The 26211-nt window shown below is 68.9% G+C and carries 31 protein-coding genes; 24 read left to right on the forward strand and 7 right to left on the reverse strand.

Annotated elements, in window-relative coordinates:
* Positions 1-19: 19 nt before the first annotated feature.
* The 13 genes from cpaB to OG753_RS26695 all read left to right on the forward strand — a co-directional run bounded on the left by cpaB (position 20) and on the right by OG753_RS26695 (position 9780).
* Positions 20-721: a Flp pilus assembly protein CpaB gene (gene cpaB, locus OG753_RS26635; protein WP_405790395.1), complete on the forward strand. Its 702-nt coding sequence runs from the start codon at positions 20-22 to the stop codon at positions 719-721.
* Between the two features lie 7 nt (positions 722-728).
* Positions 729-2006 carry a CpaE family protein gene (locus tag OG753_RS26640; protein ID WP_405790397.1) on the forward strand — a complete coding sequence of 426 codons (1278 nt, stop codon included), beginning with the start codon at positions 729-731 and terminating at the stop codon, positions 2004-2006.
* Between the two features lie 3 nt (positions 2007-2009).
* Positions 2010-2366, forward strand: a complete 357-nt coding sequence (locus OG753_RS26645) for a TadE/TadG family type IV pilus assembly protein (RefSeq protein WP_405790399.1) — start codon at positions 2010-2012, stop codon at positions 2364-2366.
* Between the two features lies 1 nt (position 2367).
* Complete coding sequence (locus OG753_RS26650) at positions 2368-2748, forward strand: TadE/TadG family type IV pilus assembly protein (protein ID WP_327264195.1); 381 nt, start codon at positions 2368-2370, stop codon at positions 2746-2748.
* Positions 2745-4088 (forward strand): CpaF family protein, encoded by a 1344-nt coding sequence (locus OG753_RS26655; RefSeq protein ID WP_327264196.1) that lies wholly within the window; start codon positions 2745-2747, stop codon positions 4086-4088. The genes OG753_RS26650 and OG753_RS26655 overlap by 4 nt, the downstream gene beginning before the upstream one ends.
* Entirely contained in the window at positions 4085-5023 is a 939-nt protein-coding gene (locus OG753_RS26660) for a type II secretion system F family protein (RefSeq protein ID WP_327264197.1), read from the forward strand. The genes OG753_RS26655 and OG753_RS26660 overlap by 4 nt, the downstream gene beginning before the upstream one ends.
* A gap of 16 nt (positions 5024-5039) precedes the next feature.
* On the forward strand, positions 5040-5933 hold the full coding sequence (locus OG753_RS26665) for a DUF5936 domain-containing protein (protein WP_327264198.1): 894 nt from the start codon (positions 5040-5042) through the stop codon (positions 5931-5933).
* A 3-nt stretch (positions 5934-5936) separates the two neighbouring features.
* Positions 5937-6623, forward strand: a complete 687-nt coding sequence (locus OG753_RS26670; protein ID WP_327264199.1) for a response regulator transcription factor — start codon at positions 5937-5939, stop codon at positions 6621-6623.
* Between the two features lie 110 nt (positions 6624-6733).
* Positions 6734-6982 (forward strand): hypothetical protein, encoded by a 249-nt coding sequence (locus tag OG753_RS26675; RefSeq protein ID WP_405790403.1) that lies wholly within the window; start codon positions 6734-6736, stop codon positions 6980-6982.
* Positions 6979-7608 carry a pilus assembly protein TadG-related protein gene (locus tag OG753_RS26680; RefSeq protein ID WP_405790405.1) on the forward strand — a complete coding sequence of 210 codons (630 nt, stop codon included), beginning with the start codon at positions 6979-6981 and terminating at the stop codon, positions 7606-7608. The genes OG753_RS26675 and OG753_RS26680 overlap by 4 nt, the downstream gene beginning before the upstream one ends.
* Before the next feature lie 262 nt (positions 7609-7870).
* Entirely contained in the window at positions 7871-8230 is a 360-nt protein-coding gene (locus OG753_RS26685) for a hypothetical protein (RefSeq protein ID WP_401682208.1), read from the forward strand.
* 4 nt (positions 8231-8234) lie between these two features.
* Positions 8235-8873 (forward strand): OmpA family protein, encoded by a 639-nt coding sequence (locus OG753_RS26690; protein ID WP_405790407.1) that lies wholly within the window; start codon positions 8235-8237, stop codon positions 8871-8873.
* A gap of 151 nt (positions 8874-9024) precedes the next feature.
* On the forward strand, positions 9025-9780 hold the full coding sequence (locus OG753_RS26695) for a hypothetical protein (RefSeq protein WP_405790409.1): 756 nt from the start codon (positions 9025-9027) through the stop codon (positions 9778-9780).
* A 17-nt stretch (positions 9781-9797) separates the two neighbouring features.
* Here OG753_RS26695 and OG753_RS26700 read toward each other — a convergent pair whose 3' ends face one another.
* Positions 9798-10340 carry a TetR/AcrR family transcriptional regulator gene (locus OG753_RS26700; RefSeq protein ID WP_383191673.1) on the reverse strand — a complete coding sequence of 181 codons (543 nt, stop codon included), beginning with the start codon at positions 10338-10340 and terminating at the stop codon, positions 9798-9800.
* A gap of 103 nt (positions 10341-10443) precedes the next feature.
* Between OG753_RS26700 and OG753_RS26705 the strand changes: the two genes are divergently transcribed.
* The 8 genes from OG753_RS26705 (at position 10444) to OG753_RS26740 (ending at position 17721) form a co-directional block, all read left to right on the forward strand.
* Positions 10444-10869, forward strand: a complete 426-nt coding sequence (locus tag OG753_RS26705) for a nuclear transport factor 2 family protein (RefSeq protein ID WP_405790410.1) — start codon at positions 10444-10446, stop codon at positions 10867-10869.
* A gap of 196 nt (positions 10870-11065) precedes the next feature.
* Complete coding sequence (locus tag OG753_RS26710; protein WP_327263706.1) at positions 11066-11398, forward strand: hypothetical protein; 333 nt, start codon at positions 11066-11068, stop codon at positions 11396-11398.
* 84 nt (positions 11399-11482) lie between these two features.
* The gene (locus tag OG753_RS26715; RefSeq protein WP_327263705.1) at positions 11483-11794 is read left to right on the forward strand and encodes a pore-forming ESAT-6 family protein; all 312 of its coding nucleotides are present in this window, start codon (positions 11483-11485) and stop codon (positions 11792-11794) included.
* 81 nt (positions 11795-11875) lie between these two features.
* Entirely contained in the window at positions 11876-12325 is a 450-nt protein-coding gene (locus OG753_RS26720; RefSeq protein ID WP_405790413.1) for a DUF6507 family protein, read from the forward strand.
* Positions 12322-14718 (forward strand): hypothetical protein, encoded by a 2397-nt coding sequence (locus OG753_RS26725; RefSeq protein ID WP_405790415.1) that lies wholly within the window; start codon positions 12322-12324, stop codon positions 14716-14718. Before OG753_RS26720 ends, OG753_RS26725 begins: the two co-directional genes overlap by 4 nt.
* Positions 14715-15575, forward strand: coding sequence for a hypothetical protein (locus tag OG753_RS26730; protein ID WP_405790417.1), 861 nt, complete (start codon positions 14715-14717; stop codon positions 15573-15575). The genes OG753_RS26725 and OG753_RS26730 overlap by 4 nt, the downstream gene beginning before the upstream one ends.
* Before the next feature lie 286 nt (positions 15576-15861).
* Positions 15862-16275 (forward strand): hypothetical protein, encoded by a 414-nt coding sequence (locus OG753_RS26735; protein ID WP_405790419.1) that lies wholly within the window; start codon positions 15862-15864, stop codon positions 16273-16275.
* A 660-nt stretch (positions 16276-16935) separates the two neighbouring features.
* A complete protein-coding gene (locus OG753_RS26740; RefSeq protein ID WP_405790420.1) occupies positions 16936-17721 on the forward strand; it encodes a hypothetical protein in 786 nt (261 codons plus the stop codon).
* 119 nt (positions 17722-17840) lie between these two features.
* Here OG753_RS26740 and OG753_RS26745 read toward each other — a convergent pair whose 3' ends face one another.
* From OG753_RS26745 to OG753_RS26765, 5 genes are all read right to left on the reverse strand, one after another.
* Positions 17841-18251, reverse strand: a complete 411-nt coding sequence (locus OG753_RS26745; protein ID WP_405790421.1) for a hypothetical protein — start codon at positions 18249-18251, stop codon at positions 17841-17843.
* Positions 18252-18386: 135 nt separating this feature from the next.
* Positions 18387-19220: a hypothetical protein gene (locus tag OG753_RS26750; protein WP_405790423.1), complete on the reverse strand. Its 834-nt coding sequence runs from the start codon at positions 19218-19220 to the stop codon at positions 18387-18389.
* 89 nt (positions 19221-19309) lie between these two features.
* The gene (locus OG753_RS26755; RefSeq protein WP_405790425.1) at positions 19310-21169 is read right to left on the reverse strand and encodes an alpha/beta hydrolase; all 1860 of its coding nucleotides are present in this window, start codon (positions 21167-21169) and stop codon (positions 19310-19312) included.
* Complete coding sequence (locus tag OG753_RS26760; protein ID WP_405790427.1) at positions 21169-21576, reverse strand: hypothetical protein; 408 nt, start codon at positions 21574-21576, stop codon at positions 21169-21171. The genes OG753_RS26755 and OG753_RS26760 overlap by 1 nt, the downstream gene beginning before the upstream one ends.
* A gap of 154 nt (positions 21577-21730) precedes the next feature.
* Entirely contained in the window at positions 21731-22309 is a 579-nt protein-coding gene (locus OG753_RS26765; protein ID WP_030385774.1) for a TetR/AcrR family transcriptional regulator, read from the reverse strand.
* Positions 22310-22447: 138 nt separating this feature from the next.
* On the opposite strand from OG753_RS26765, the gene OG753_RS26770 reads away from it, so the two are divergent.
* Entirely contained in the window at positions 22448-24079 is a 1632-nt protein-coding gene (locus OG753_RS26770) for an MDR family MFS transporter (RefSeq protein WP_405790429.1), read from the forward strand.
* A gap of 95 nt (positions 24080-24174) precedes the next feature.
* Here the strand turns inward: OG753_RS26770 and OG753_RS26775 are convergent, their stop codons facing one another.
* Entirely contained in the window at positions 24175-24543 is a 369-nt protein-coding gene (locus OG753_RS26775) for a hypothetical protein (protein WP_327264210.1), read from the reverse strand.
* A 283-nt stretch (positions 24544-24826) separates the two neighbouring features.
* Between OG753_RS26775 and OG753_RS26780 the strand changes: the two genes are divergently transcribed.
* Both OG753_RS26780 and OG753_RS26785 read left to right on the forward strand, forming a co-directional pair.
* A complete protein-coding gene (locus OG753_RS26780; protein WP_405790431.1) occupies positions 24827-25663 on the forward strand; it encodes a polysaccharide deacetylase family protein in 837 nt (278 codons plus the stop codon).
* Positions 25664-25841: 178 nt separating this feature from the next.
* Positions 25842-26171 (forward strand): nuclear transport factor 2 family protein, encoded by a 330-nt coding sequence (locus OG753_RS26785; protein WP_327264212.1) that lies wholly within the window; start codon positions 25842-25844, stop codon positions 26169-26171.
* Positions 26172-26211: the final 40 nt, after the last annotated feature.

The raw sequence follows: 26211 nt of genomic DNA on the forward strand, positions 1-26211 counted from the left end.
GGCGAGGTAGGTAAGGCCCATGAACTCACGCCAGCGCCGCGGCGTCATCCTGCTGCTCCTGTCGGTCCTGTGCGCACTGGGGGCCTTCGCCGGGGTCCTCGTGGTGATCGGCGACGTCAATTCCAAGGTCGGCGCCGAGGTCGTCGCCTACCGGGCCAAGGGCGACATAGCGCCGTACAGCCCGCTGGCGGCCGGGCAGTTCGAGGAGGTCAGGATCCCCAAGCGGTGGCTGTCCGGCACCGCCGTCACCGACCTCGGCGCGCTCAAGGACAAGATCGCCCTCACCACCCTGAAGAAGGGCTCGCTGCTCCAGGCGGACATGTTCGTCGACCGACCGCAGCTGCAGCCCGGCGAGCAGGAGATCGCCATCATGATCGACGCCGCCACCGGTGTGGCCGGCAAGATCACCTCCGGCGCCAAGGTCAACATCCTCGCCACCTTCAAGGGCGCCAAGGACACCGACCCCTCCCGCTCGGTGATCATCGTCGCCAACGCCCGGGTGCTCGGCGTCGGCAGGCTCACCGCCCTGGACAAGGACAGCGACCGCAAGGGTCCCGCCGAAGCCGTCCCGATCACCTTCGCCCTGAGCACCAAGGACACCCAGCGCGTCGCCTACGCCGAGTCCTTCGCGGAGCACGTACGCCTGGCCCTGGTGGCCCCCGGCACCGATTCGGCGCCCGCCCCGGGCGACCGTACGTACACCCTCGACGGGGACAGGTGAGGCCCGGATGACCACCCGAATCCTCCCCGCGGTCGGCGACCCGGACGCCGCGCGCGCCATCGTGACCCTGCTGAGCCAGCTCCCGGCCGCCGAGCCGGCCGCCCCCGTCCCCGACGCGACCACGCTCCTGGACACCCTCGCTCGCCTGGCCACCGAGTCCATCGACGAACTCCCCGAGGTCGTCCTCGTCCACGAGCGGATCGGCCCGGTGCCCGCCCTGGAGCTCATCCGGGAGGTGGCCCTGCGCTTTCCGGCGGTGGGCGTCGTCCTGGTCTCCTCGGACGCCGGCCCCGGGCTGTTCTCCGCCGCCATGGACTCCGGCGCGCGCGGCCTGATCGGCCTCCCCCTCTCCTACGAGGAACTCGCCGCCCGCGTCCAGGCCGCCGCCCAGTGGTCCGTGGGCGTACGCCGCCACCTCGGCAGGGGCGCCGCCGCCGACGTCTTCACGGGACCGGGCGGCCGGGTGGTCACCGTCACCGGAGCCAAGGGCGGCGTGGGCACCACCTTCGCCGCGGTGCAGTTCGCGCTGGCCGCGGCGGCCTCGGGCCGGCGCACCGCGCTGGTCGACCTGGACCTCCAGGCGGGCGACGTCGGCTCGTACCTGGACGTGCAGTTCCGGCGCTCGGTGGCCGACCTCGCCGGCATCCAGGACATCTCTCCGCGGGTCCTCCAGGACGCCGTCTACGACGACGCCTCGGGCCTGGCCCTGCTGCTCGCCCCGGCGGACGGGGAACGCGGCGAGGAGGTCGACGAACGGGCCGCCCGGCACATCGTCGGAGCCCTGCGCAGCCGCTACGAGCTCGTCGTCATCGACTGCGGGACCCAGGTCACCGGAGCCAACGCGGCGGCCGTCGAGATGGCGGACGTGGCGGTCCTGGTCACCACCCCGGACGTGGTCGCGGTACGGGCCGCGAAGCGGATGGTCCGGATGTGGGAGCGGCTCCAGGTTCGCAAGGCGGAGGACACGGCGATGGTCGTCAACCGCTGGAGCAAGCACACGGAGATCCAGCCCGCGCTGATCGAGAAGATCACCAAGACCCGCGCCACCCGCACCCCGGTCCCGGCCGCCTTCAAGGAACTCCAGGCCGTGGTGGACGCGGGCCGCGTCCAGGACCTCGACAACCGCTCGACGGTCAAGCAGGCCCTGTGGACCCTGGCGGGCGAACTGGGCCTCCTGTCCACCCCGGACCCGGCCCCGCCCACCACCGCGGCCACCCCGGGCGCCTCCCTGGCGGTCCGCGCGTCGGGCCCGGTGGCCCGCCTGCGCCGCGGCCGGGAGGGCTGACGCATGCCCGCCCGCGGACCGGGGCGCGGGGACCGGGGCCAGGTGGCGATCGAGTTCGTGGGCACGGTGCCGCTGATCCTGCTGCTCGTGGCGGCGGTGTGGGAGTGCGTACTGATCGGGTACGCCTTCTCGCTGGCGGGAAACGCGGCGGACGAGGCGGCGCGGGCGGGGGCGGTGGGCCGGTCGTGCCAGGAGGCGGCGGCGGAGCACGTCGCGGACGTGTGGGGCATGGGGGTGGAGTGCGGCCCTTCGGGCGACATCTACAAGGCGACCGTGACGCTGCGGATCCCCGTCCTGTACCCCGGGCTCAACTTCGGCGCGATCACGGGCACGGGCGGCGCGGCGATGGAGAAGGAGTGACATGAACCGGAAGCGGAAGTGGCGCTCCGACCGAGGCCAAGTGGCCATCGAATACATCGGCTTCGTGCCGATCCTGCTGCTCGTCGCGCTGTGCGGGATCCAGCTGGGCTGGGTCGCGTACGCCGAGGAACAGGCGGGCACGGCGGCTCGTACCGCCGCGCGCGTGGAAGCCCGTAACGGCAAGGGCGGAGAGGCGGCGGGACGGGCCGCCATCAGCGGCGGACTGGCGGAGAGCGCCACATTCGAGTGGGCCACGTCCTCCGACGCGGTCCGTGTCACCGTCACCCTCACCGCCAACTCGATCGTGCCCGGACTCGACGCGCACAAGGCGTCGGCCACCGCCGTCATGCCCAACGACGACCCGAAGGGCCTCCGTCCATGAGCCTGCGTTCCCGGGTCAACACCCCCGACGACCGTCACAGCCCCCGCGAGGACGGCCGGCTGGTCTCCTCCTACCGCGCCAAGCTGCTGGAGGAGATCGACCTCGCCGAGATGTCCGCGCTCGCACCCGCCGAGCGCCGGGCGCGCCTGGAGCGCGTACTCGGCCACATCATCAGCCGCGAAGGGCCCGTCCTCTCCACGGTCGAGCGCGCACAGCTGATCCGCCGCGTCGTCGACGAGGCCCTCGGGCTCGGCGTCCTCGAACCGCTCCTCGAGGACGCCTCCATCTCCGAGATCATGGTCAACGGCCCCGACCAGATCTTCGTCGAGCGCGCCGGGCGCGTGGAGCAGCTCCCCCTCCGCTTCGCCTCGCACGAACAGCTGATGCAGACCATCGAGCGCATCGTCTCCACCGTCAACCGACGCGTGGACGAGGCCAATCCGATGGTCGACGCCCGCTTGCCCAGCGGCGAACGCGTCAACGTCATCATCCCGCCGCTCTCGCTGACCGGCGCCACCCTCACCATCCGCCGCTTCCCGCGCGCCTTCACGCTCCACGAGATGATCGCCCTCGGGTCGCTCGACGAGCAGATGCTGCTCCTGCTGTCGGGACTGGTCACGGCGAAGATGAACGTGATCGTCTCCGGCGCCACCGGCACCGGCAAGACCACCCTCCTCAACGCCCTCTCCGGCCTGATCCCGGAGGGCGAACGCATCATCACCATCGAGGACTCGGCGGAACTCCAGCTCCAGCAGGCCCACGTGATCCGTCTCGAGTCCCGCCCGCCGAACGTGGAGGGCAAGGGGCAGATCACCATCCGCGACCTCGTACGCAACTCCCTGCGCATGCGCCCCGACCGCATCATCGTCGGCGAGGTCCGCGGCGGCGAGACCCTCGACATGCTCCAGGCGATGTCCACCGGCCACGACGGATCGCTGGCCACCGTCCACGCCAACAGCTCCGCGGACGCCCTGATGCGGCTGCAGACCCTCGCCTCGATGTCGGAGGTCGAGATCCCCTTCGAGGCCCTCCAGGACCAGATCAACAGCGCCGTGAACGTCATCGTCCAGCTCACCCGCTTCGGCGACGGCTCCCGCCGTATCACCGAGATTTCCGTCCTCGAATCGCACGGCCGCGAGCCCTTCCGGATCACGACGGTCTGCCGCTTCGCTGCCCGGCCGATGGGGCCCGACGGGCGCGTGCACGGCTACTTCGAGTACTACCCGCTGCCCCGCCGGATCGCGGAACGTCTCTACATGAACAACCAGCCCGTCCCGCAGGCCTTCGGCGTCGCGCCGGAGGATCCCCTCACCGCCCGGATCACCCGGACCGCCCTGTGAACCCACTCATCCTCGCCACCCTCGGCGTCACCCTGCTCGCCTGCGTGCTCGTCGTCGCCGGGCTCCAGGCGTACATGGCCGGCCGCGCCCAGCGCGCCGCGCTGATCGAGCGGCTCTCGGCGTCCGGCCTGCCGGAGCCCCTGGGCCGGCGGCGCCGCTTCCGGACCGTCGACCGGCGGCTGCGCAGGACGGAACTCGGCCGCCGCATCGAGCTGAAACTGGCGACCACCGGCCTGGACCTCACCCCGGGCGAGTTCTTCGTCTACATGCTGGGTTCGATCGTGGGCGTCTGGCTCATCGCGGCATCCCTCCTCGCACCGTTCTTCGGGCCGGTGGCGGGCGTGATCGGCGTCTGGGCGGCGAACGCATTCCTCAACTGGCAGCGGACGCGGCGTACGGAACGGTTCATCAACCAGCTCCCCGACCTGGCCCGCATCCTCGCCAATGCCACCCAGGCCGGGCTGGCCCTGCGTACGGCCATCGGTATCGCGGCGGAGGAGCTGGAGGCTCCGGCGGGTGAGGAACTCGCGCGCGTCGCGGACCGCCTCGCCGTGGGCCACTCCATCGAGGAGTCGCTGGGCGAGCTCACGGACCGCCTGCCGTCCCGGGAACTCGTCGTCCTGGTCTCCACGCTCGTCCTGTCGGCCCGTGCGGGCGGCGCGATCGTGGACAGCCTGCGGAACCTGACGGTGACCCTGGAGCAGCGCAAGGAGACCCGTCGCGAGATCCGCACGCAGCTCTCTCAGGTGACGGTGACGGCCTACCTCGTACCGTCCATCGGACTCGGCTCGCTGCTGCTGGTCGACATGATGATGCCGGGCGCGCTGGACCGGATGACGGGCGCGTTCCTCGGCCAGACGGCCGTCCTCGTCGCCCTCGGCCTCTTCGCCCTGGGCTTCCTCCTCATCCGCCGCCTGTCGAAGATCGACGTGTGAGGGGGCGGACAGGACGATGACCGGACTTCTTCTCGCACTCGCCGTGGCCCTGTCGGTCCTCGGAGCCTTCCACGGCATCCGCCTCTACCGCGCGGACGTGAAACTGCCCTCCGACCTGGCGCTCGCCCTGGAGGTGGGGGCCACGCGCACGACGGCGGTCGGCTCCCTCGTCGACCGCATGGGCATCCGCTGGGCGCCCATGGTGCTGGGCGCGATGGGCCCGGCCAGGGTCGCCCGCAAGCGCCGCCAGATCGACATGGCGGGCAACCCGGCCGGTCTGACGATCGACCGGTACGCGGCCCGGCGGGCGGTGTACGGAGCCCTGGGCGCAGTCGGCGCCTTCGCCATGCTGATCAACGGCCAGCTGGTCGCCGCCCTGCTCATGGTCGCCTTCGGCCTGTTCTGGATCGAGGTCGGCCTGTGGTCGGCCATCCGGATCCGCCGCGACCACATCGAACGGACGCTGCCCGACTTCCTGGACGTCCTTGCCGTGGTGGTGAGCGCGGGGCTGGGCTTCCGGCAGGCGCTGGCCCGGGTGGCGGACAAGTACGAGGGCCCGTGGGCGGACGAGATCCGCATCACCCTCCAGCAGATGGACATGGGTGTCAGCCGCCGCCAGGCCTTCGACGAGCTGCGGCGACGCAACGACAGCGAACAGGTCGCGCAGTTCGTGACGGCCCTGCAGCAGGGCGAGGAGCTCGGCTCCCCGATCGTGGACACCCTGATCGCGATCGCGGAGGACATGCGCCGCACGGACGCCCAGAACGCCCGCAGGCGCGCGGCCCGGGCCGTCCCCAAGGCGACGTTCGCCGTGACCATGTTCATGCTGCCCGGCACGCTCATCCTGCTGGTCTGCGGCTTCGTCTACGGTGCGAACGTCGACTTCGGCGCCCTGTTCGGGGGTGGCTGAGCCGTGGCCCGGCTGAGCGTGCTCATCGCCGACGGCAACCCGGTCATCAGGGCGGGCCTGGCGGCCATCCTGTGCGCGGCCGAGGACCTGGAGGTGGTGGCGCAGGCGGCGGACGGCCGCGAGGCACTGAGCCTGACGCGCCGGCACGCTCCGGACGTGATCCTGCTGGACGTCAGGATGCCGGGGGTGGACGGGATCTCGGCGCTTCCGCACCTGGTGCAGATGGCTCCCGTGCTGATGCTGACGTACAGCAAGGAAGCCGAAATCGTCTGCGAGGCCCTGCTACTGGGCGCGGGCGGCTACCTCGTGCACGGCGAGTTCACGACGGCCGACCTGCTCCGGGCGGTACGCGACGCCCCGCTGGGCCGCCCCCACTTCACCCCGACGGCGGCGAGCGCCCTCCTCGCGGAAGTCCGGTCCTCTTCGCATCCGCAACGAGTTGTGGCACAGTCTTCAGAGCGGGTGCACAACTCTGTTGACTTCGGACTGAGTTCCCGGGAGGTGGAGGTCATGGATCTGATCGCGTCCGGGATGAGCAACCAGCAGATCGCGGCCGCCTGCTTCATCAGCGAGAAGACGGTCAAGAACCACATCAACCGGATCTTCGCGAAGCTCCGGAGCGCGACGCGCAGCGAGGCGATAGCCCGCTGGCTGGGAACCGCCCGTCCAGGGGTGGCCGGTCATGGGTAGACAGAATGCGCAGTGGGCCCGTAATTGGGCCCCGGGACCCTTGGTTACGACTGGTAACTCGCCGTACCGTCCGCAGATCGACAGCGGTACCGGCCCGGGAGGGAACCCCCATGTCACACAACACGCTGCTGAAGGTCGCCGTGGAGGCGCGGATCAGGGTGAACGGTTGGGTGGACACGGCCGTGACGAAACTCCGCAAGCGCCACGCGGGGCTCGACCGCGGCCAGACCGCCTTCGAATACCTGGGCATCATCCTGGTGGTGGTCGTGATCATCGGCGCGATCGTCGGTACGGGTATCGGGCAAGAGATCACTACCAAGATCAAGACGGCAATCACCAACATCAAAGCCGGTACGTGATCACGTGGCAGCGATCGGGTGATCGAGGGCAGGCATTCCCCATCTATGTCGTCGTGGTCGCGGGCCTGCTCTTCGCCGCGCTCGCGTTCTTCGTCGTCGGTCAGGCTTCGGTCACCCGAAGCAATGCTCAGGGAGCCGCAGATGCGGCTGCACTGGCAGCGGCTCGTGGCGCCAGAGACCACCTTGTCCCAGGCCTGGACCTCGCCGTATTGAAGCCCGAGGAGTGGGAGCAGGTTCTCGGTGGCAAGGGGTTGTACCTGGAGAGGGGCTGCGAGGAAGCGCCGGGTTTCGCGGCCATGAACGATGCGACGGCAACGTGTAAGAGGTCGGCGCTCAGGTTCACCGTCGAGGTCCAGACGAACGGAACAGTGGGCGAGTCCGTGATCCCCGGGACCGCATCAATGCATGGGACGGCCAACGCCACTGCTGTGATCGAGCCGCGCTGCCACCTGGGGTCACTCCCCGCCCCCACCAAGTCGCCCGATCCCGCCGACGTACGTGCGGAAGAGTCCGGGCAGATCAAGATCCGGTGCAAGGGCGGGAAGGAAGTCGAATTCGACCCGCTGGAGCCTGCTCCGTGGCGCACGTTGGCGAGGACCCTCTTCGACGTGAGACTGACCGACTGACAGTGATCCGCGAGACAAGGAAGCAGCACACATGAGGATTCGGCACACGGTGAAGGTCCGCGGGGGAGCGGCCGTTGCGGTTGCGGCTGTCTTGGCAATCACGTTGGCCGGATGCGGTGGAGGTGGCGACGCGAAGGCCAAGAATCCTCAGCAGGTCTCCGTCCCGCCGTCCCAAGGAGCAGGATCCCCGACCCAAACTCCGGGCCAAGGCCAGAGTTCAGTGCCGGCTCAGGTCATCGCCACGGTGGAGGGAGCGAACGGCATGGTGCTGGCCATCAACTCGGTAGCACGTGATGCGGGTGGCTTCCTGACCGTGGCTGGGCAGCTGAAGAACAACGGCAAGGAGGCGTTCGTCGGCACTGCAGCCTGGCGGGGCAATGAGCTGACGCAGAGTGGCGAGTCAGTGGCGGGAGCAACGCTCGTGGACAAGGCCGGCAAGAAGCGCTACTACGTGCTGAGGGATACAGATGGCCGGTGCCTGTGCACGACTGGCATTTCCAGCGTTCAAGCAGGCCAGTCTGTGCCCATCTTCGTTCAGTTTCCCGCGCCACCTGCGAACACCACCGAGGTGGAGTTCAGCCTCCCCACTTTCGCTACGGCCGTCGTCAAGATTTCCGGGTGACCCCATGACAAAACGCCACCGCAGCGCTGCTGCGTCAGCCGTCGCCGGTCTCGTTATTGCGGGCGGGCACTTCGTCGGCGCCAGCACTGCGTACGCCGACGACGTGAAGCCGTCCGTCCCTCCCGGCACCGAACCATCCGCCTCGGCCCCTGTGTCCATCGAATCCAATGCCCCCGGTTTGAAGATTCCTCAGGGCGGCACGCTCGCTCCGATCAAGGTGCTGGACATCGCCGAAGTCGTCGAAGACCTCGGTGGGGAGCAGCGGCGGCAGGAGACCAATCAGACCGTCATGATGGCGCTCCAGTCCGAGGTGCTGTTCCCCGAGGACAGCGCGGTCTTCACCGCTCAGGCAGCCGCCCGTATCCAGGCCATCGCGCAGGAGATCAACCAGCAGAAGGCCACCCGCATCCGGGTCTTCGGGTTCACCGACGACCAGGGCAGCTACGAGCACGGCAAGGAGCTCTCCAAGAAGCGGGCCGACGCCGTGCAGGCCGAGCTGGCCAAGACCGTCACCGATACGAACGTCGTCTTCGACGTCCGCGGCTACAGCGAGGACTACCCGATCGCCGACAACAGCACCGAGGAGGGCCGTAAGAAGAACCGCCGCGTCGAGATCACCTTCCCCCGCACCACGGGCGGCTGACGGCCATGACTACTCTGCCGGGTATCGCCGCGTCGGCGAAAGGCCCGGCGAAAGGCCCGGCGGACGGCCCGGCGGACGGCCCGGCGGACGGTCGGCCCCTGCCCGCCTCCTCTGCCCCGGGGCAGACGGACCGAAGGGCTTGGGGGATCGAGTGACCGACCGGACGGCCTCCGTCACCATGCTGAACCGACTCCGTGCGGTGGACTGGGTCGGCGACTGGGACGACGTGCTCTCCCGCGCCAAGTCCAGGCGCATCCTCATGCGTGAGTATCTGAGGCGGGCCGCCCTCTGGGCGCAGGCGTACTCGGTGGAAGGCGCGTGGCCCTTCTTCGACGTCACCGAATGCGTGGACCCGGAATTTCGAATGTCCCCCGAAATGACGGCGGAGCTGGCGGAGTTCCTGAGCCGTGTGCCCGGCTCCGCACTGCAGGACACGTGTGCCGGCGCCGTCCGCCTGGCGGAAATGCGGGCGCAGAACCCGACCGCGCTGCCAGACCTTCCCGATCTCTACGAACCGCTGGTCCTCTTCTACGAGCGCGGCGGGGAGTTCCTGCGGGACAACGTGGGCGGCCTCGACCTGACCGGGGTGTCGTTCCGGCTGGGCACCCCGCAGGGCAAACTCCGCACTCCTGGGTTCGAGACGCTCGGTGGGACTGTGCTCGACGCTCTGGATGCCGAGGGCCGCATCTCGTACTGCACCGCCGCCGGAAACCGAGGTCCCGTCATGCGGCGCCGCGTCGTGCGGGGCGAGATCCATGACGAGGTGTTCGGCCGGGACCTGCGCTGGGAGCCGACGGACCGGCTCCGGGAGACTGAAGCGGGCGCGGAGGACGCGCGGCTGATCCCGCTCGACGAGCTTGCCGCGGCCGAGCTCATCGGTGCGGCGGTGGACCGGGCGTCCCGCTAGCGGGCGACAGGCAGGCGTCAGCAGTCCGGGGACGCGAGCCGCTCCGCGACGGCCCGCGCCCGTCGTGCCGGCTCCGGGCCCGGCTCCAGGGCCGCCACCACCGTCGCACCCTCGACCAGGACCAGGAGCTGGTCGGTGAGTTCCTCGCGGCCGGGTCCGGCCAGTTCGGCCAGCAGGGCCCTCAACTCCGCCTTGTGGCGGCGTACGACGTCCAGCACGGCGGCCGGACCGTCCGCGCCCAGTTCCCCGTACGCGTTCAGGAACGCGCAACCGCGGAAGTCCGGCTCCGAGAACCATCCCGCCAGCCAGTCGAAGACGGCGAGGACCGGGTCCGGGGCTCCCGTCACCGCTGCGCGGAGGTCGGCCGTCCAGCGCCGGTCGCGGCGTTCCAGATAGGCCGTGACCAGAGACTCCTTGGCCGGGAAGACCCGGTAGAGGCGCTTGAGGGGAACTCCCGACTCGCTGCGGATCCGGTCCATGCCGACGGCCTGGATGCCGTGCCGGTAGAACAGCTCCTCCGCCGTGTCCAGGAGCCGGGTGCGGGCCTCTTCGTCGTCCATGAGGGCAGCGTAGTCCAGATTCCCCTTGCGGGGAGAACGCTCGTTCTCTATGGTCGGGGAACGGGTGAGAACGACCGTTCTCGCGATCGAGAGGTGATACGTCATGACCGACACTCCCGCCGTACGTCCGCCCCTGCCGCCCTTCACCGAGGAGTCCGCACGCGCCAAGGTCCAGGCCGCCGAGGACGCCTGGAACAGCCGCGATCCCGAGCGCGTGGCCCTCGCGTACACGCCGGACTCGGTCTGGCGGAACCGCGACCGCTTCCTCACCGGCCGCGCCGAGATCCGCGCGTTCCTCGCCGAGAAGTGGGAGCGCGAGCTCGACTACCGGCTCCGCAAGGAGCTGTGGGCGTTCACCGGCAACCGCATCTCGGTCCGCTTCGAGTACGAGTGGCACGACGCGACCGGCCAGTGGTGGCGCAGTCACGGCAACGAGCAGTGGGAGTTCGCCGACGACGGCCTGATGCGCCGCCGTGAGGCCAGCATCAACGACATTCCGATCGCCGCCGGGGACCGCCGCCTCGTCTGATGCCATCCCATCGGGCCCGCCCGCCCCGGCTCACCGGTCCCGCAGCGCCTCGTGGGCGGGATGGCCCCAGGTCGCCGTATCGCCGCCTGGTGGTTTGTCATGGTCCCGCAACAACGCGGTTGTTGGTCTTTGCAGACGCGATGTAGGTTGCTAGAACTGGAATACTGACGATCGATCGAGTGTGCGGGGGAGTGGGATGAAGTTCGACATGGGGACGCAGGTTCTGACGAACCTGATGTCGGGGTCGCGGAATTCGAATACGGATCTGGGGTCGCTGGTCAAGCAGCTGGTGGCTGCGGCGCAGCCGCTGGAGGGCAAGTTCCAGGGGCAGGGCAAGGTGGCGTTCGACTCGTTCAAGCTGCGTGCGGATGCCATTGCGAAGGAGCTGAATGCTTCGCTGGCGGCGATCCTTGGTGGTCAGTCGGGCATGGAGCAGGCGTTCGGTTCGGGTGATCAGGAGCAGGGTGAGAACGCCCGTCAGCAGCAGGGTGCGGCGAACTTCGACGCGGCGCGTTTCCGGGGCCGCTGAGCCGGCGGGCCCGCGGGTCTGCGGGCCTGCGGGCGCGTGTTCTGAGTCTTCTGGATTGTTTTCTTCACGGGGAGTGTGGTTGTGATGTCGGGTGGGACGGATCGTCGTGCGTATGACGTGGGTGCCTCGACGGAGGTGCAGGGCGGTATCAAGGCGGTGATCGGTCAGCTGGACACGGTGATCGCGGCGCGTGAGGCGCAGGTGGCGGCTGCGATGTCGGACTTCACGGCGGAGGGTGTGGCGGATGACTACCACGCCAAGGAGCTGCGGTGGAAGAACGCTTCGCAGGAGGTCAAGAACATCATCCAGCTGTTGAACACGACGCTGGCGAAGAATGACGCGACGGCGCAGCAGACGTTGCAGCGGGCGCGGACCGCGGTCAACAACATCGGCTGAGCAGGATCGTTTCAGCCGGTCGGTGGGTCGGCAGGTCAGCGGGTCGTAGGACTGTAGGGGTAACACGGGGGTGGGTCGTCGGTGACGTCGTGGGATATCAAGCCGCAGGGTGTGCAGGGCCACTTGAAGACGGTCGGTGGGAATGCCGGTGAGCTGGAGACGGCGTTGAACACGTTGCTGACGGCGATGTCGGAGGCGGCTCAGGCGGCGGGGACGGCTGTTCCGGGTTCGCAGTCGGGGATGACTCCGCAGGGCCCGCTGGCTCCGGGTGCGGGGCCGGCTCCGGGTTCGGCTTTCCTGGCGCCGCAGAAGGCGATGGGGCCGGTGGCGGCTGCGCTGGGTGAGTATCTGACGGCGCGGAAGCCCGAGTTCAAGTCGATGGCGGAGCGGATCGAGGCGTGTATCCGTGGTGCGGTGCTGGCGACGAACGAGTACCTGCAGGGTGATCTGGACCAGGCCAAGGAGGCGCAGGACGCTGCGCGGTCGGTGAATCTGGACCTGCTGCGTGAGAAGACGGGGGAGAAGAAGTGAGCGGGGGCGCGCCGGTCGATCCGGCTGAGATACCGGTTTTCACGGGTGATCTGGCGGTGCTGGACGAGAAGGTGAAGCTGATCTCGTCGGGTGGTGCCACCGTTTCGACGAAGGCCTCGGATGTTCACACGAGTTTCGGTGGGTTGCAGGCGTTCTATCAGGCGCCGGAGGCGGATCAGCTGTTCGCGACGACGAAGCCGGTCCAGGATCTGGGGCTGAAACTCAGTTCTGACATGTGCACGATCGCGGGTGCGCTGGGCACCTACTCGCGTGATGCCGCGCCGATCATCAAGAAGCTGGAGAACCTGAAGGCGGAGGCGGAAGCGTTCCGCGAGAAGACCGACAAGGAAGACAAGTGGGCTGAGGACGGCGGTCTGATCGACGAGAACCTCGAACGCCGCAACAAGATTGCCGAGGTGTGGGCGCAGTTCCAGGACGTGGAGACGGCCGCTCACGCCAAGATCGTCGCGCTGGTGGACGGCACCCCGCTGAAGAAGGACGACGGCTCGCACGGCGCGGGCATGTATGGCTATGACGCCGAGATGCTCAAGGCGTCCAAGTCCCTGCCGTGGGGCGATGCGGTGGAGGAGTCGATCCCCGGGTGGCAGGTCTGGGAACACGTCTGGGAGTTCGGCAAGGGCTTCTTCGTCGACGGCGTGTGGGGCACCCTCAAGGGTCTGGGCGGCCTCGTCGGACTGCAGGGCTGGGACACCTTCAAGCAGTCCTGGACGGGCCTGGCCAAGCTCAGCACCGGCCTTGGGATCGCCATGATCCCGGGCGCGGGCGCGGTGTTCATGGCCCTCCCGGACGACAAACTGCCGTCCTGGCTGAGGGAATCGCGCACGGCGATGAAGGAGACGGGCAAGGCGCTCCTGGCGTGGGACCAGTGGGGCTCCAACCCCGGCCGGGCCGCAGGCGCGGCCACCTTCAACGTGATCACCGCCATTGCCACGCGCGGCGGCAGCGGTGCCGTGGCGGGCGCGGGCAAGGCCAGCCTGGTGGCCAAGACCCTGTCACTGGCGGGCAAGACCGGCAGCATCGTCGACCCCATGACGTACATCATCAAGGGCGCAGGCGCGGGCATCTCGAAGGCGGGCGACATCATGGCCGCCCTGAAGGGCATGGGCAAGGTCGAGGCCCCGGCCATCAACGTGGACGGCGCGTTCGCGCTGCCCGAGGGTGCTGTCAAACTCCCCGACGGGGCGATTCAGCTCCCCAAGGGCACCTCGATGCCGGACGGGGCGATCAAACTCCCCGACGGCACCATCAAACTCCCCGAAGGCACCGCCACCCTGCCACCCGGCACGGTCAAGCTGCCCTTCGACGACACCCCGGCCAAGTACGTCGACGGTGACGGCAACCTGTACAAGAAGGACGGCAGCCTCTTCCAGCGCGGCGACCAGGCCAAGGTCGAGGAGACCCCGGTCACGAAGCCGACCGCGGACGCCCCCCTGCACGCCACCCCCGCCAAGGTCGAGGCCCCGGACCGTGTCCTGGCTGGCGTAGGCGGCCGCGGCGACGACATCACCCGCGTCGGCAGCAACTTCGACGACCCGCTCCACACGGTGGATCACACCCCCACCGGCCGCCCCGACACCACCCCCGGCGGCCACGCGGGCGACCACACTTCGGGCGGCAATGCGTACGACCACGGCAGGGGCCCCTCCGCAAGCCACGAACCCCCGGCTGGTACCGGCCACACTGACGGCCCCAGCGGTACGGGCCACGGGACCGGCACCGGCCAGGGTGACACCGACCTGGGCGTTGGCAGGCACGCGGACGGCCACGGTGGCACGGGCGGCCACGGCGGCACGGGCGGCCCGTCCATGGATGGTGCCCACGGCGACACCACCTCGGGGGGCGGATCTGGCGGTGACTCCTCGGGGGCTCCCACCGGGAACGACGGGGCCGGGAGCGCCGCGGGCGAAGGCAAAGTGAAGCGCCCGGTCGAAACGTGGCCGGCCGGGGACGAGATCATTGGAAATGCTCGTGGGAAGAACCTCCTCTACCCCAACGCTCGGCATGACCTGAGCGGTGTGCGGGCCGGAAGGGTGGATGAGAAGAACACGGTCATCCTTCCCGAAGTGAAGGAGGCGGTCAGGGCCGACATCGCAGAGATTGCTGCCGGCCGGGCCGACTTCGACGGGCCCACCCAGCGCTACACGGTGAACGGCCGCAGCTACGCCGTAGAGCCGTCCGGGCGTATCTTCCCCGAAAGTGGTGCTGGTTTCATCCAACTCGACCGGGTCGAGTACTCGGCACTGAAGGCGATCATGAGGGCCGACGGCGACTTGAGTAAGGTCGAAATGATGTTTAGTAAGAACCCGAAGTTCGCGGAGAATCCAAAGTCCGTCCAGCGGATGATTGACCTTTACCGGGAGTACTACTCGTGATGTACGGCCTTTTGACAGCAGGAGAAGCCGACCCGGAGGTGGTTGCCCGAGTGCTCGCCGAGGCGTTCGGAGTCCCTCTCTCATCGGTCGACGTGTCTCCGGAAGACGAGATGGAGGACCGTAACTGGGACGCGACTGTCACGTGCGAGTACGAGGTCTTCAGCGGAGACCTCGCCTGCCAGCTGTCCGTGTACGGAGCTGAGGAGGTGGATCCACAGCCTTCGGAGGACGACCTCGCTGCCATGATGGCCCGCGCGTTGGGCATGCCTGTACTCATTTCCTGGGGGAGCCTGCCATGGATTCGCAAGGTCGTGTCCCCTCAGGGTGGCGTGACGTTCGCGCGTGTGGAGGATCTCGAGGAAGAGGGGCCGGGCTGCAGGGTGTATGCGACGGAGGTCCCCCTCGCAGAGTTCCCCGATGCAAAGGTCGAAGGATTCCCCGAGGTGGTGAGGGATGTTCCCGCAGCCACACCTCTGGCGGATTCGTTGTTCCTCGGCGTCGACCCGCACAGCGCGGCTGGTGAGGTCCGCACACTCGTATGGGGGTGGGAAGCTTTGATCTCGCGCATGGGTGACGGCTGGCCGCCCTCGCGCTGGTACGGCGCGGAAATGTACCGCGAGGATCTCGAGAACCGTGACCGGCTGGGCGCTGCCGTGACGGGGCTTGCTGCTGATGAGCAAACGCGCGTGGATGCTCTCCTGGTCGAGCTGGATGCACGATTCCGAGATCTCACCGTTGACGACGATGGCGAAGCCCTCTCGGAAGCCCTCCGGCCGGACGTGCACGACTTCTCGTCCTTGCCTTGGTATTGGCGTCGCCGCCCACTGACGCCACCGTGGGTGCACGGGGCGCAGTGACTTCGTCTGCCGATACTCGATGAGAAGGTGTGAGGGCGATCCCGTCGGGCGGGCAATGGTGTCGACGGCGGCTCGGACGTCCACGGCGGTCCGATCGACGAGAACCTCGAACGCCGTGACGAGATTGCCGAGGCGTGGGCGCAGCTCCAGGACGTGGAGACGGCCGCTCATGCCAGGATCGTCGCGGTGGTGGGCTGCACGCCGAAGGGAGCCCATCCGTGCAACTGTGCGACCGATGACTCGGTGATTTGATCCCCAATCCGAACTATTGCCCCCGAGAGTGAACGTGTCCTATGAGGCGGAAGTGCTACATGATTCGGAGATCGTTCTCGTCTCCGTAGCCGGATGCGCGCGAGGAAGGCTTGTCGCGGAGTTTTGGGAATCCGAATACACGGTCCGAATCTCCTACCTTGATGAGGTGGAAGAGCGAACGTCATGGAACCTCTTCGAGGCTCTGGCGAATGTCCGATCAGATCTTGAGCGGGAAGGGCTGAAGCCCGCGGTCGAGGGTGCCTGCCGGGAGGTGTATCCCAGTAGGATGGCCTTGGAAATGGGAGGCGGAAGGAAGGCTTACCGTTGGCCGCTCGCTGGTCGGCCGATCGCTGTCGGAATCTTCGATGCCGTGTCGGACGCCGAACACAACCGACTTGCCTACGTGGGTGAGCAGAGGGACTTCGTTCGCGGATTGAGAAACGAGTGACATGAGTGAATCATTGTCGCCGGACTCGGCTCGTTACTGATGAATTCAAGGGAAACGCCAAATATCGGCCGTCGCCGCGCTGCCGACCGATGCGTACCTGAAACTTAATCCTGGAAGCTTCGCTTCTGTGGAGGTTCCCGTCGCTGATCTGCTGCGCTGACGGGTCATTCGGCGCCGGTCGAGTCCTGCCCAGGGCCAAGGTCCCGGAGTGCGTGCCGGCCAGTATGGGCAGCCGCAGCGACACCGACGGCGTACAGCGCGGTGCCCACATCACCGTGGTGATCCAAGGCCGAGAAGTCCCCGGAGACGAAGCCGGCGCGAAGGTCCCCAGGGCACCCCGTCCACGGGAGGCGGCCATGGCGACGGCCCCTCCGCAGGCGGCGGCCAGAATGACACCACCGCGGGCAGTGGCGGCCATGGCTACGTACCAGGAGACAGCGGGCTGACGGGCCCCGACGGACCGAACGGACCAGTCGGCTGGGAACGTCCGGCTCACGAGACCGGCGCGCTGCAGCGGGGTGGTGAACTGGAACAGCAGGTCCGCGGCCCCGACCGGGCCAGTCGGCATCCCTGAGGATGTCGAACTGCACCCGGTCTTGCGTACATCGACGAAGCAGCGGCGGCCCGCCTCCAGGAGCTGCGACCGAAGGGGATCGTGAAGTGGGCGACCGGGCGGCTTCCCTCGTGCTGGAGCGCCTTCGGGCGGTGGAGTGGGACGGAGACTGGGATGGAGACTGGGACGACGTGCTCGCGCACGTCATGTCTCGTCGCCTGCTGATGCGCGAATATCTGCGGCGGGCCGGCATGTGGGCGCAGGCCTACTCGGCCGAGACCGTGTGGCCGTTCTTCGACGTCGTCGAGTACGCGGATCCCGAATTCTCGCTTTCCCCGGAAGTCGCTGCGCAACTCCAGGAGTACCTGGGCCGGATCATCGTCACCAACGCCGTCAAGCGGACGGGCACGGGTGCGGTGCGGCTGGCAGAGTTCCGGGCCCGGCACCCGGACGCCCTTCCGGACCTGCCCGACCTCTACGAGCCGCTGCTGCTCTTCTACGAGCGGGGCGGCGCGTTCCGCCAGGACAACGCCGGTTTCCTCGACCTGACCGGTGTGCAGGTGCCCCCCGGAACTCTGGCGGGCCGCGTCGCCGGTCCCCCGCTGAGCTCCCTCGACCCTGACCTGCTCGACGCCGTGGACGCCGAGGGCCGCATCACCTACTACACCGCGGCCGACCGGCAGGGCCCCCTGCTGCGACGGCGGGTGGTGCGCGGCGTGCCGTACTCAGAGGGGTTCGGCCGGGACAGTCTGCGCTGGGAGCCCACCGGCGCGCTGCTGCCCGTGTCTCCGGAGAAGGTGACGGCCGCGGAGCTCGGGATGGTGTGGCTGGACGAGATGGAGGCGGCCACCCTCATCTGGACGGCCATGGCTGACGCCAAGCGATGGCTGTAGCGGACCTCGTGTGGTTCGCCGGGCCATGCTCCAGGACAGAGCAACTGCCGCACAGCCAGGCTGAGATCGCGGCCGGAAAGCGTTCTTGGCGTCGTACCCCCGGTCAACGACTGACGCTGCTATTGCGGCGTTGCCTTCGGGGTGAGCGGCAACCGAGTGAGTGTCCCCGACCTATTGATCAGCAACTCGGGGACATATTCCTCGTGGAAACGGATCTGGCCGATGTGGCCCTCGGTGTCGGAGTGCCGGACGAGACGTTCCACCAGCGAATCGAAGTCGGGCAAGACCTCGGCGTGGATCTCATACCGTACGGTCAGGGCCCACCCGCCCGCAGTCCGGGCGAGTTCCGCCACCCGTACGCCGCCGATGCGGACTGCCGGGCCGCGCGATGCGAGCAGGGGATACATGTCGAGTTCCTCGTCCACTGCTCGCTCCTCTTCACCGAGGTGCCACCGCAGATCGGCGAGGACGGTATGCGGCACGGAGTCGCGAAGGTTCAGGGCCAGGTCCACGGCGTACAGGTCACTCATGTCCGCAGCTTAGAGGGGCGTGCTGTGCCCCTGCTCCTGCGGGAAGCGGTACGGGATGGCGCCCGGTGTCTGCTGGACCGTCTCCTCGGCGCGCGAGACGGCCGTAGTGTCCCCGCGCCGGTCCTCTGCGCGGGTTCAAGCCGAGGCGGGGTCGTACAGGACGAGGGTGGCCGGGCCGGTGACGCCGACGGTCAGGCCGCCGTGGTCCGCCCGTGCCAGCTGGGCCGCTACTTCGTCCGTGGGCTCGAGGGCGACGAGGCGGCCCGCGACGCTGCGGACCCGCCAACCGGAGCCCTCGAAGTACTCCTGTGCCCGTGCCAGCGCCCGGGCCGCCCGCTCTTCGGCCAGGGGTTCGGTCGACCAGGTGTGGTGGACGTAGGTCGCGCCCTCGTTTTCCACCGTACGCAGGTCCTCGCCGCCCGCCGCGTCGTGCCGGACGCGCAGGGCGTCGTAGATACGGCTGGAGTGCGCGAGCACCGCCTGCTTCGAGACTTCGTCGGCAAACTGCGACTGCGACTGCGACTGCGACTGCGGGGTGGGGGAGGTCGGCGCCCCTGACTTCGGGATGTAGCAGGGGGAGGTGATGGTGAGGACGGCGGTGCCGTCGCCGGTGGCCGGGTCCGTGACGCTGTTCTGGATGGTCATCCAGTAGTCGTCGGGAACCGTGCTCATGTGGACGCCTGTACTCGGATCCGCCCAGTCGCGGTCGGACGTGGCGCTCTGGAACTCGTAGCCCAGCCCGACCCACGCATCGCGGGCCTGGCGGACCAGCTGTCGCCCGGCGGAGCCGGGAACGCCTTCGAGCCGGTAGCTGATGTGGACTTGCCGGCGATCGCTCTTGCCGTAGTCGGCGAGACACGCACCGGCCCCGTACCGGCTGTCCCGCTTCGGGGTGGGCTTCGGCGACATGACGCCCAGCGTCTGCTGGACGATCTGCTCGGCGCGGGCGATGACCTGCTGATCGTCCATGATCTCTTTCTTCTGCTCTCCCGGTCCTGCGCATGCCGTAAGGGCGAACGTGAGCCCGGTCAGTATGGTTGCCATCCTTCTGTGGCGATTCATTTCGCCTTCCCTGTCACTATGTTCGCCATGTTTCCGAGAGACTCGCCTTGCCAGTACTGCGAGTGTGCGGGCATGAGCTCCCCACCCTCGCCGACCGATTTGCCAGGGGCCACGCCGAAGGTCCGGCCGCCGAATTCATCCGTGGACGGGTCCGTCCCGTACAGGATGGAGTGATCGTCGGAAAGCTCGATGAGTCCGGACGGGTAGAGGGGCCCGAACCACCCGCCGGCGACCGCGTCGGGTGACGGGGCCCAGTTGATGAGGTCGTGGTCGGCCGTGGCCGCCCACACCTTGTCCGGCGGGACTCCCAGGTCCTTCGCGTGCTCCACGCCCACCCCCGGGCTCCCGACGAAGATGACGTTGTCCACGGGCAGGTCGGGGTTCTCGGCCAGGGCCTTGCCCGCGACCAACGTCCCGTAGCTGTGGCCCAGGACGGTGGAATTCACCGGGCCGTCGGTGTGGGCGGTGTCGACCCCCGTGAGGAACCGATTCAGTGGGTCCTTAGCGGCGTTGGCCCAGCTGTCGCTGGCGGCCTCGGGCACGATGCTCTGAGGTGCCTCGTAGCCGAGCCAGAGAATCGATGCGGTCTGCCGTCCGGGATCTGCGTCACGCGCCTTCTTCTGGAGGTCTTCGGCTCGCGTGAGGTCCCCGTCTATCCCGTTCAGTGTCGAGTACGTTCCCGGCACGTACGTCACCACGTTGTCCGCCGTGTCCGGGTTGCCGATCGACACGATGGCCTGGCCGCCCTTGGTGTCGGCGAAGCCCAGGAGGTAGCCCTCGGGCCGGTTGCCGGCCTCGGATGCGGTGAGCCGGTCCTGGACGTGCTGCATCCCGTCCAGACGGCCTTGCATCTCCTTGCGCTTCTCGTCCCACTCCTTCCACGCCTTCGACTCGATCTGCGCGCCCTTGACCTCACGGCCGGTGATCGGGCTGATGTACTTCTCGTACCGGGGAGGCTCCTTGCCGCGCCAGGCGTCCAGTTCCACCTGGCGCGTGCCGTGGTTCTCGGCGAGGACGACGCGGTTCGCCGTGTCGCGGACCTCCGACGGGATGCCGTCCAGGGCGCCGACGCTCGCGGGGTAGAGGGAGACGTACTCGTCCCGCTGCTCCTGGTTGAGGCCGTTCCACCAAGCGGAGTTCTCCGCAGGGGACTTGCCGTGCGGGATGTCCGAGTCCTTGAGGTACTTGCCGGCGGCGTCGCGCGTGTGCTGGAGGTCCTTCGCCGCATCGGCCCAGACCTTGTCGTCGACGCGCAGGCCGCGCTCCACCTTGAGCTCGGAGAGGGTCGTGCGGTAGCGGGAGTCGATCTCCGCCGCCGTGCGGCACGCGGAGGCTATGCGCTGCGCTATGCCCTCGGCCTTGGCCTTGTTCGGGTTGATGACCAGTCCCCCGTTCGGCGCGGGGGACAGTGGGTTGCTCGCCCCCGGGAGCAGCGGGCCCGTGGGCGTAGAACCGGCCGTGCCCGCCTCGGTGGGCTTGAGGTACGGGCTGGACGGGGTGCCGGCCGGATAGGAGACCGAGCCGTCCTGGTGGACGGTGAAGCCGTAGCCCTCGGCGTCCTCCAGCGCCGCATTGAGAAGGCTCTGCGGGGTGGCCACTTCGGCGGCGAAGCCGTTGAGGGCCGTACGGACGAGCCCGCACTCGGCGTGGATGTACTGGAAGTTGCGGGCCAGCCGGCTGAGGTCACCGAGGGCCGCGTCGGCGGTCTGCGCAGTCTGGGTGTCGCGCAGCTTCGCGAGCATCTCGTTCTCGACGCGTTCCTTGGCCGCGCAGGCACGGCTGCTGACTTCGCCCCAGCCGTCCGCCGCCTCCTCGTACTCGGTCCGCTTGAGGTCCTTCAGGTGCTGCCAGGTCATCATCGGGCGCTACCGGCGCTGTCCGCGTGGTGCTTGCCGTCCGCACCGTCGGGGCGGAGGGCGTCGAACCCGCCCTTCACCCGGTGGTCGACCTCGCCGAACTCCTTGCCCGCGGTCTTCAACGAGCCCTCCAGCCGCGTGCACTCGGCCCGGACGTCCTCGAGGCGACCCTTCCAGGACGTGCGGACCTCTCCGAGGATCGCGGGCAGCATGAAGCCTTCGAGGGTGGGGACGACGCCTTCGTGCGCGCTGTCCAGCCGGGTCAGGGCCGTGTTGGTGGTGACGGTGAGTTCGGCGGAGACACCGCAGGCGCTGGTCCACGGACCTGGCTCACGTCGAGGTCCGCGCTGCCCCCGCCACCCCCCCCCACCGCCGCCCGAGGGTGTGTTCGCCGACGCCAAGTTCATCCGGGGAGAAGCCTCGAACAGCTTCTCCCACTAGGGGCTGAGCCCCATGTTTCCCTCCCGCATCACACGTCACCGGACCCCTGAACCGTACGGGGGATCCGGCGGCAGGACATGAGTAGGGGTACCTGCCTCCGTGGGATCGGCCTGCGGGGTCCTACGCCTGGTGGTGGGCCTGGGTGATGAGGTCCGTCGCGACCTCCAGGGCCGCCAGGCGGGTCTCCTCCGGGTCGCCCTCGACGTGCTGGAGGAACATCATTCCGGCGTGCAGGGTGAACAGCGCGCTGACGCAGCGGACCTGGTCCGTGAGCGGGCCGTCCTGGGTGCGGAGCAGTTCCACCAGGGTGAAGAGCCGCTTCTTGACCGTCTCGCCGATGCTGAGCTCGCGCGTCGTTGCCTGGTTTTCCTGCATGAACCGGTACAGCACCGCGCCCGCCGCCATCGCCTCGCTGTAGCGGCGCAGCACCTCGCGCTTGGTCTCCAGGGTGCGCGGCTGCCCCTCCGCCCACGTGATCAGCTCGTCGATGGGCCTCGTCAGGTCCTCGAAGATGCTGATGATGATGTCTTCCTTAGTCTTGAAGTGGTAGTACAGCGCCGCCTTCGTGACCTCCAGCCGCTCCGCGATCTCGCGCAGCGACGTCTTCTCGTACCCCTGCTCGGCGAAGAGCTCCAGTGCGACGTCCTGGATGCGCTGACGCGTGTCGCCACGGCGTCGCTGCGGACTGCTGCTGGACATGGCTCTCCCCAATTACTTACTTGACGCCCGGCTAGTTGCGGGTCTACCGTCCCCATTGTAATGAACTAGCCGGGCGGCAAGTAAGTGTCGGTGCGGGGCGAAGTGCGAGAAGCGAGAAGTAGGGCCAGGGGAGTGGACATGGTGGACACAGTCAAGCCTGCGGGGACCTCGAAGGAGGTGAAGCCGCGCAGCGTACGGGTCGTCCTCATGGCGCTCATGATCGCGATGCTGCTGGCCATGCTCGACAACATGATCATCGGGACCGCGATGCCCACGATCGTCGGCGAGCTCGGCGGTCTGGAGCACCTCTCGTGGGTGGTCACCGCGTACACGCTGGCCACCGCGGCCTCCACCCCCATCTGGGGCAAGCTCGGCGACATGTACGGACGGAAGGGCTCCTTCCTCACCTCGATCGTCATCTTCCTGATCGGCTCCGTGCTCAGCGGCATGGCCCAGGACATGGGTCAGCTGATCGGCTTCCGTGCGATCCAGGGCCTCGGCGCCGGCGGTCTGATGGTCGGCGTCATGGCGATCATCGGCGACCTGATCCCTCCCCGTGAGCGCGGCAAGTACCAGGGCATGATGGCCGGCGTGATGGCCCTCGCCATGATCGGCGGCCCGCTGGTCGGCGGCACCATCACCGACCACTGGGGCTGGCGCTGGTCCTTCTACATCAACCTGCCGCTCGGCGCGGTCGCACTGGCCATGGTCACCGCAGTGCTGCACCTGCCCAAGAAGCGGTCGCAGGGCAAGATCGACTACCTCGGCGCCGCGCTGCTGACCATCGCCATCACCTCCACCGTCCTCGTGACGACCTGGGGCGGCACCGAGTACGCGTGGGGCTCCGTCGAGATCCTCGGCCTCATCGTCGTCGGCGTCCTGTCGACCGTCGCGTTCCTCTACGCCGAGACCAAGGCCGCCGAGCCGGTCATGCCGCTGCACATCTTCCGCAGCCGCAACTTCACCCTCATGTCGGTGATCGGCTTCCTCGTCGGCTTCGCGATGTTCGGCGGCGTGCTCTACCTCCCGCTGTTCCAGCAGTCGGTGCAGGGTGCCTCCGCGACGAACTCGGGTCTGCTGCTCCTGCCCATGCTGCTCTCGATGATGCTCGTCTCGCTCATCGCGGGCCGCGTCACCACCAGCAGCGGCAAGTACAAGATCTTCCCGATCGCCGGCGGCGCGCTCATGGTCGTCGGGATGTTCCTCCTGGCGACCATGGACACCGGCACCACCCGCCTCGTCTCCGGCCTGTACATGGCCGTCCTCGGCGCCGGTCTCGGCTTCCTGATGCAGATCACCATGCTGGTCGCGCAGAACAGCGTCGAGATGAAGGACATGGGCGTCGCCTCCTCCTCGGCGACCCTCTTCCGTACGCTCGGCGGCTCCTTCGGTGTGGCCCTGATGGGCTCCCTCTTCACCACCCGGGTCACGGACACCATGGGCGAGCGCCTGGGCCCGGAGGCGGCCGGAGCCGCGGGGTCCGCCCAGCTGGACGCCGCGAGCCTGGCCAAGCTGCCCGAAGCGGTACGCGACGCCTACCAGCACGCGGTGGCCGCCGGTACGCACTCCGCGTTCCTGCTCGGCGCGGCCATCGCCCTCCTGGGCTTCGCGGCGGCCTGGTTCGTCAAGGAGGTCCCCCTGCGCGGCGCGGGCCCGGCCGCCCCGGCGGACGGCGCCACGGACGGCGCGGCAGAGGGTGCCGCGCAAGCCGAAGCCGTGGACGCCAAGGGCAAGGCGGCCCCGGCCGCGCAGGAGCCGGTCGCACGCTGACCCGGCGCCAACGCCAGCACCAGCAGCAGCCGGAAGGCGGCACCACCGGGACGACCGGGGGCGCCGCCTTCCGGCATGTCCGTGGTCCCGGGGTCCTACTGGGGGTCGTCGGTCTCCCAGGGGTGGACGAAGGCGCCGGGGCGGACGTGCCATGCCGCGAGCACGGTCAGCAGGCCGGCCTCGCCCGTCGCGTCCGCGGACGCGACGAGGACCGCGCCGACGTCGTGGTCGAAGCCGTCGAGACGCTCGTGGTCGTACTCCCAGTGCTGCAGGCGGAAGCTCCGCCCCGCGTCGCCGCGCACCCAGCCCTCGTCCCGCGCCCGGTCGTCGGCCCGGCCCCGGACGGGGGTCACGTCCACGAATGCCCGCCGGTCCGGCCGTGACGCCGGGACTTCCGTCACCAGTCTCCGGCCGAGGCGGAGTGCGGTCAGTTTGTCCGTCGGCCAGTCGGATCCGTCATCCATGGCTCCCCTTCTGGTCCCGGCCCGATCGGCAGGACGCCGCCCGGACTGATCAACCCCCTTACGAGTATGCCGATTTGACGCCCGGGACGGGCGGCGCGCGGGCTTGCCCCGTTTCGGCCGCGTTCGGGTGGGCAGGGATTCAACTCCATGGAGGACTAAAGTCCCATCGGTCCCATGAGTCCCATTACGGGGAATTTTTGGGCTATTTGACTGGAACTCCTCGGCGGCGATGAACGTCCTGATCCACAGAACGCTCACACAGCGGATGGGGAGTGGACCGTTCATGGGTTTCTTCGCGTACACGAACAAGAAGGGCGTCCGGGCCGGAGCCGCCGTCGTGGCCTCGGCCGCCGCCGTGGCAGCGACCGTATGGGGCGTGTCGGCCCTGGTCGGACCGGGCGGAACGGCCGCCTCCCAGCAGAACGTGGCCCGGCCGGGTGCCACCGACAACTCCGGTCCTGGCGACGACGGCCGGCCCGGGCAACAGCCTCGGGGGATACCCGAGGGCATAGCCCATGCCTCCGAGAGCGGCGGCAACGCCGTCAACATCACCATCGACGACGGCCCCGATCCCCGCTGGACCCCGAAGGTGCTCGACGTCCTGCGGCGGCACGACGTCAAGGCGACCTTCTGCATGGTCGGACGGCAGGCCAAGGCCCACCCCGACCTCGTGAAGAAGGTGGTCGCGGCCGGACACCGGCTCTGCGACCACACCATGGACCACGACACGGCCATGGACAAGAAGCCCGTCGCCTACCAGCAAGCGCAGATCCTGGAGGCGAAGAAGCTGATCGAGGAAGCCGCGGGCAGCGGCGCGAAGGTCGAGTACTACCGGGCCCCCGGCGGCGCGTTCACCCCCGACAGCCGGCGCATCGCCGCCGCGCACGGCATGCGGCCGCTCGGCTGGAACGTCGACACCAAGGACTTCGGCAAGCCGGGTACGGCGGCCATCGTCGACGCCGTGAAGCGCGAGATCGGCAACGGCCCGACCGTGCTCTTCCACGACGGCGGCGGCAACCGCGCCCAGACGGTCGACGCCCTCGACCAGGTGCTCACCTGGCTGAAGGAGCAGGGCCGGCCCACCGGCTTCCCCGTCCGCACCGCCCCCGACACCCCCTGACGCGGAACGACCTGGAACGACCCAACCCGGAACCACCTGGAACGGCCCAACCCGGAACGGCCCGGGGCGACCTGACACGCCGCCCGCCCGGCGAACGGGTGACGGTCGACGACGCGGAGCCGCCCGCGTTGTTCCCTGGTCGGGCACGGACGAACGTACGCCCGACCAGGAGGCTCCTGTGGCCATCGCCCCCGCCAGACTGTCCGACCCGGTGGTCGGCGCCCTCGTCGCCGCCGTCAACGCGCACGACAAGGACGCCTTCCTCGCGGTCCTGACCGCCGACGCGACCATGTCCGACGACGGCTCCGACCGCGACCTGCACGAGTGGATCGACCGCGAGATCTTCGACTCCGGCGGCCACATGGACGTCCAGTCCGAGTCCGACGGCGGCCGCACCCTGCTCGTCAGCTACCGCAACGACACCTGGGGCGAGATGCGCACCACCTGGCGCTTCGTCATCGCTCCCGGCGGCGGCCGGATCAGCCGCTTCGAGACCGGTCAGGCCTGAGCGGCCTGTCCCGGCGGGCGCTCCCGTACGGGTGAAAGCG

Origin of the sequence: Streptomyces sp. NBC_00029 (assembly GCF_045160505.1) — a bacterium.
Taxonomy (GTDB): domain Bacteria; phylum Actinomycetota; class Actinomycetes; order Streptomycetales; family Streptomycetaceae; genus Streptomyces.

Coding starts and splice junctions, on each gene's coding strand:
- cpaB (WP_405790395.1), top strand. CDS start 20: ATGAACTCACGCCAGCGCCGCGGCGTCATCCTGCTGCTCCTGTCGGTC.
- OG753_RS26640 (WP_405790397.1), top strand. CDS start 729: ATGACCACCCGAATCCTCCCCGCGGTCGGCGACCCGGACGCCGCGCGC.
- OG753_RS26705 (WP_405790410.1), top strand. CDS start 10,444: ATGACCGACACTCCCGCCGTACGTCCGCCCCTGCCGCCCTTCACCGAG.
- OG753_RS26760 (WP_405790427.1), bottom strand. CDS start 21,576: ATGAACTTGGCGTCGGCGAACACACCCTCGGGCGGCGGTGGGGGGGGG.
- OG753_RS26715 (WP_327263705.1), top strand. CDS start 11,483: ATGTCGGGTGGGACGGATCGTCGTGCGTATGACGTGGGTGCCTCGACG.
- OG753_RS26745 (WP_405790421.1), bottom strand. CDS start 18,251: ATGAGTGACCTGTACGCCGTGGACCTGGCCCTGAACCTTCGCGACTCC.
- OG753_RS26755 (WP_405790425.1), bottom strand. CDS start 21,169: ATGACCTGGCAGCACCTGAAGGACCTCAAGCGGACCGAGTACGAGGAG.
- OG753_RS26770 (WP_405790429.1), top strand. CDS start 22,448: ATGGTGGACACAGTCAAGCCTGCGGGGACCTCGAAGGAGGTGAAGCCG.
- OG753_RS26685 (WP_401682208.1), top strand. CDS start 7,871: ATGGTGCTGGCCATCAACTCGGTAGCACGTGATGCGGGTGGCTTCCTG.
- OG753_RS26665 (WP_327264198.1), top strand. CDS start 5,040: ATGACCGGACTTCTTCTCGCACTCGCCGTGGCCCTGTCGGTCCTCGGA.
- OG753_RS26690 (WP_405790407.1), top strand. CDS start 8,235: ATGACAAAACGCCACCGCAGCGCTGCTGCGTCAGCCGTCGCCGGTCTC.
- OG753_RS26645 (WP_405790399.1), top strand. CDS start 2,010: ATGCCCGCCCGCGGACCGGGGCGCGGGGACCGGGGCCAGGTGGCGATC.
- OG753_RS26775 (WP_327264210.1), bottom strand. CDS start 24,543: ATGGATGACGGATCCGACTGGCCGACGGACAAACTGACCGCACTCCGC.
- OG753_RS26700 (WP_383191673.1), bottom strand. CDS start 10,340: ATGGACGACGAAGAGGCCCGCACCCGGCTCCTGGACACGGCGGAGGAG.
- OG753_RS26780 (WP_405790431.1), top strand. CDS start 24,827: ATGGGTTTCTTCGCGTACACGAACAAGAAGGGCGTCCGGGCCGGAGCC.
- OG753_RS26750 (WP_405790423.1), bottom strand. CDS start 19,220: ATGGACGATCAGCAGGTCATCGCCCGCGCCGAGCAGATCGTCCAGCAG.
- OG753_RS26675 (WP_405790403.1), top strand. CDS start 6,734: ATGTCACACAACACGCTGCTGAAGGTCGCCGTGGAGGCGCGGATCAGG.
- OG753_RS26710 (WP_327263706.1), top strand. CDS start 11,066: ATGAAGTTCGACATGGGGACGCAGGTTCTGACGAACCTGATGTCGGGG.
- OG753_RS26655 (WP_327264196.1), top strand. CDS start 2,745: ATGAGCCTGCGTTCCCGGGTCAACACCCCCGACGACCGTCACAGCCCC.
- OG753_RS26650 (WP_327264195.1), top strand. CDS start 2,368: ATGAACCGGAAGCGGAAGTGGCGCTCCGACCGAGGCCAAGTGGCCATC.
- OG753_RS26765 (WP_030385774.1), bottom strand. CDS start 22,309: ATGTCCAGCAGCAGTCCGCAGCGACGCCGTGGCGACACGCGTCAGCGC.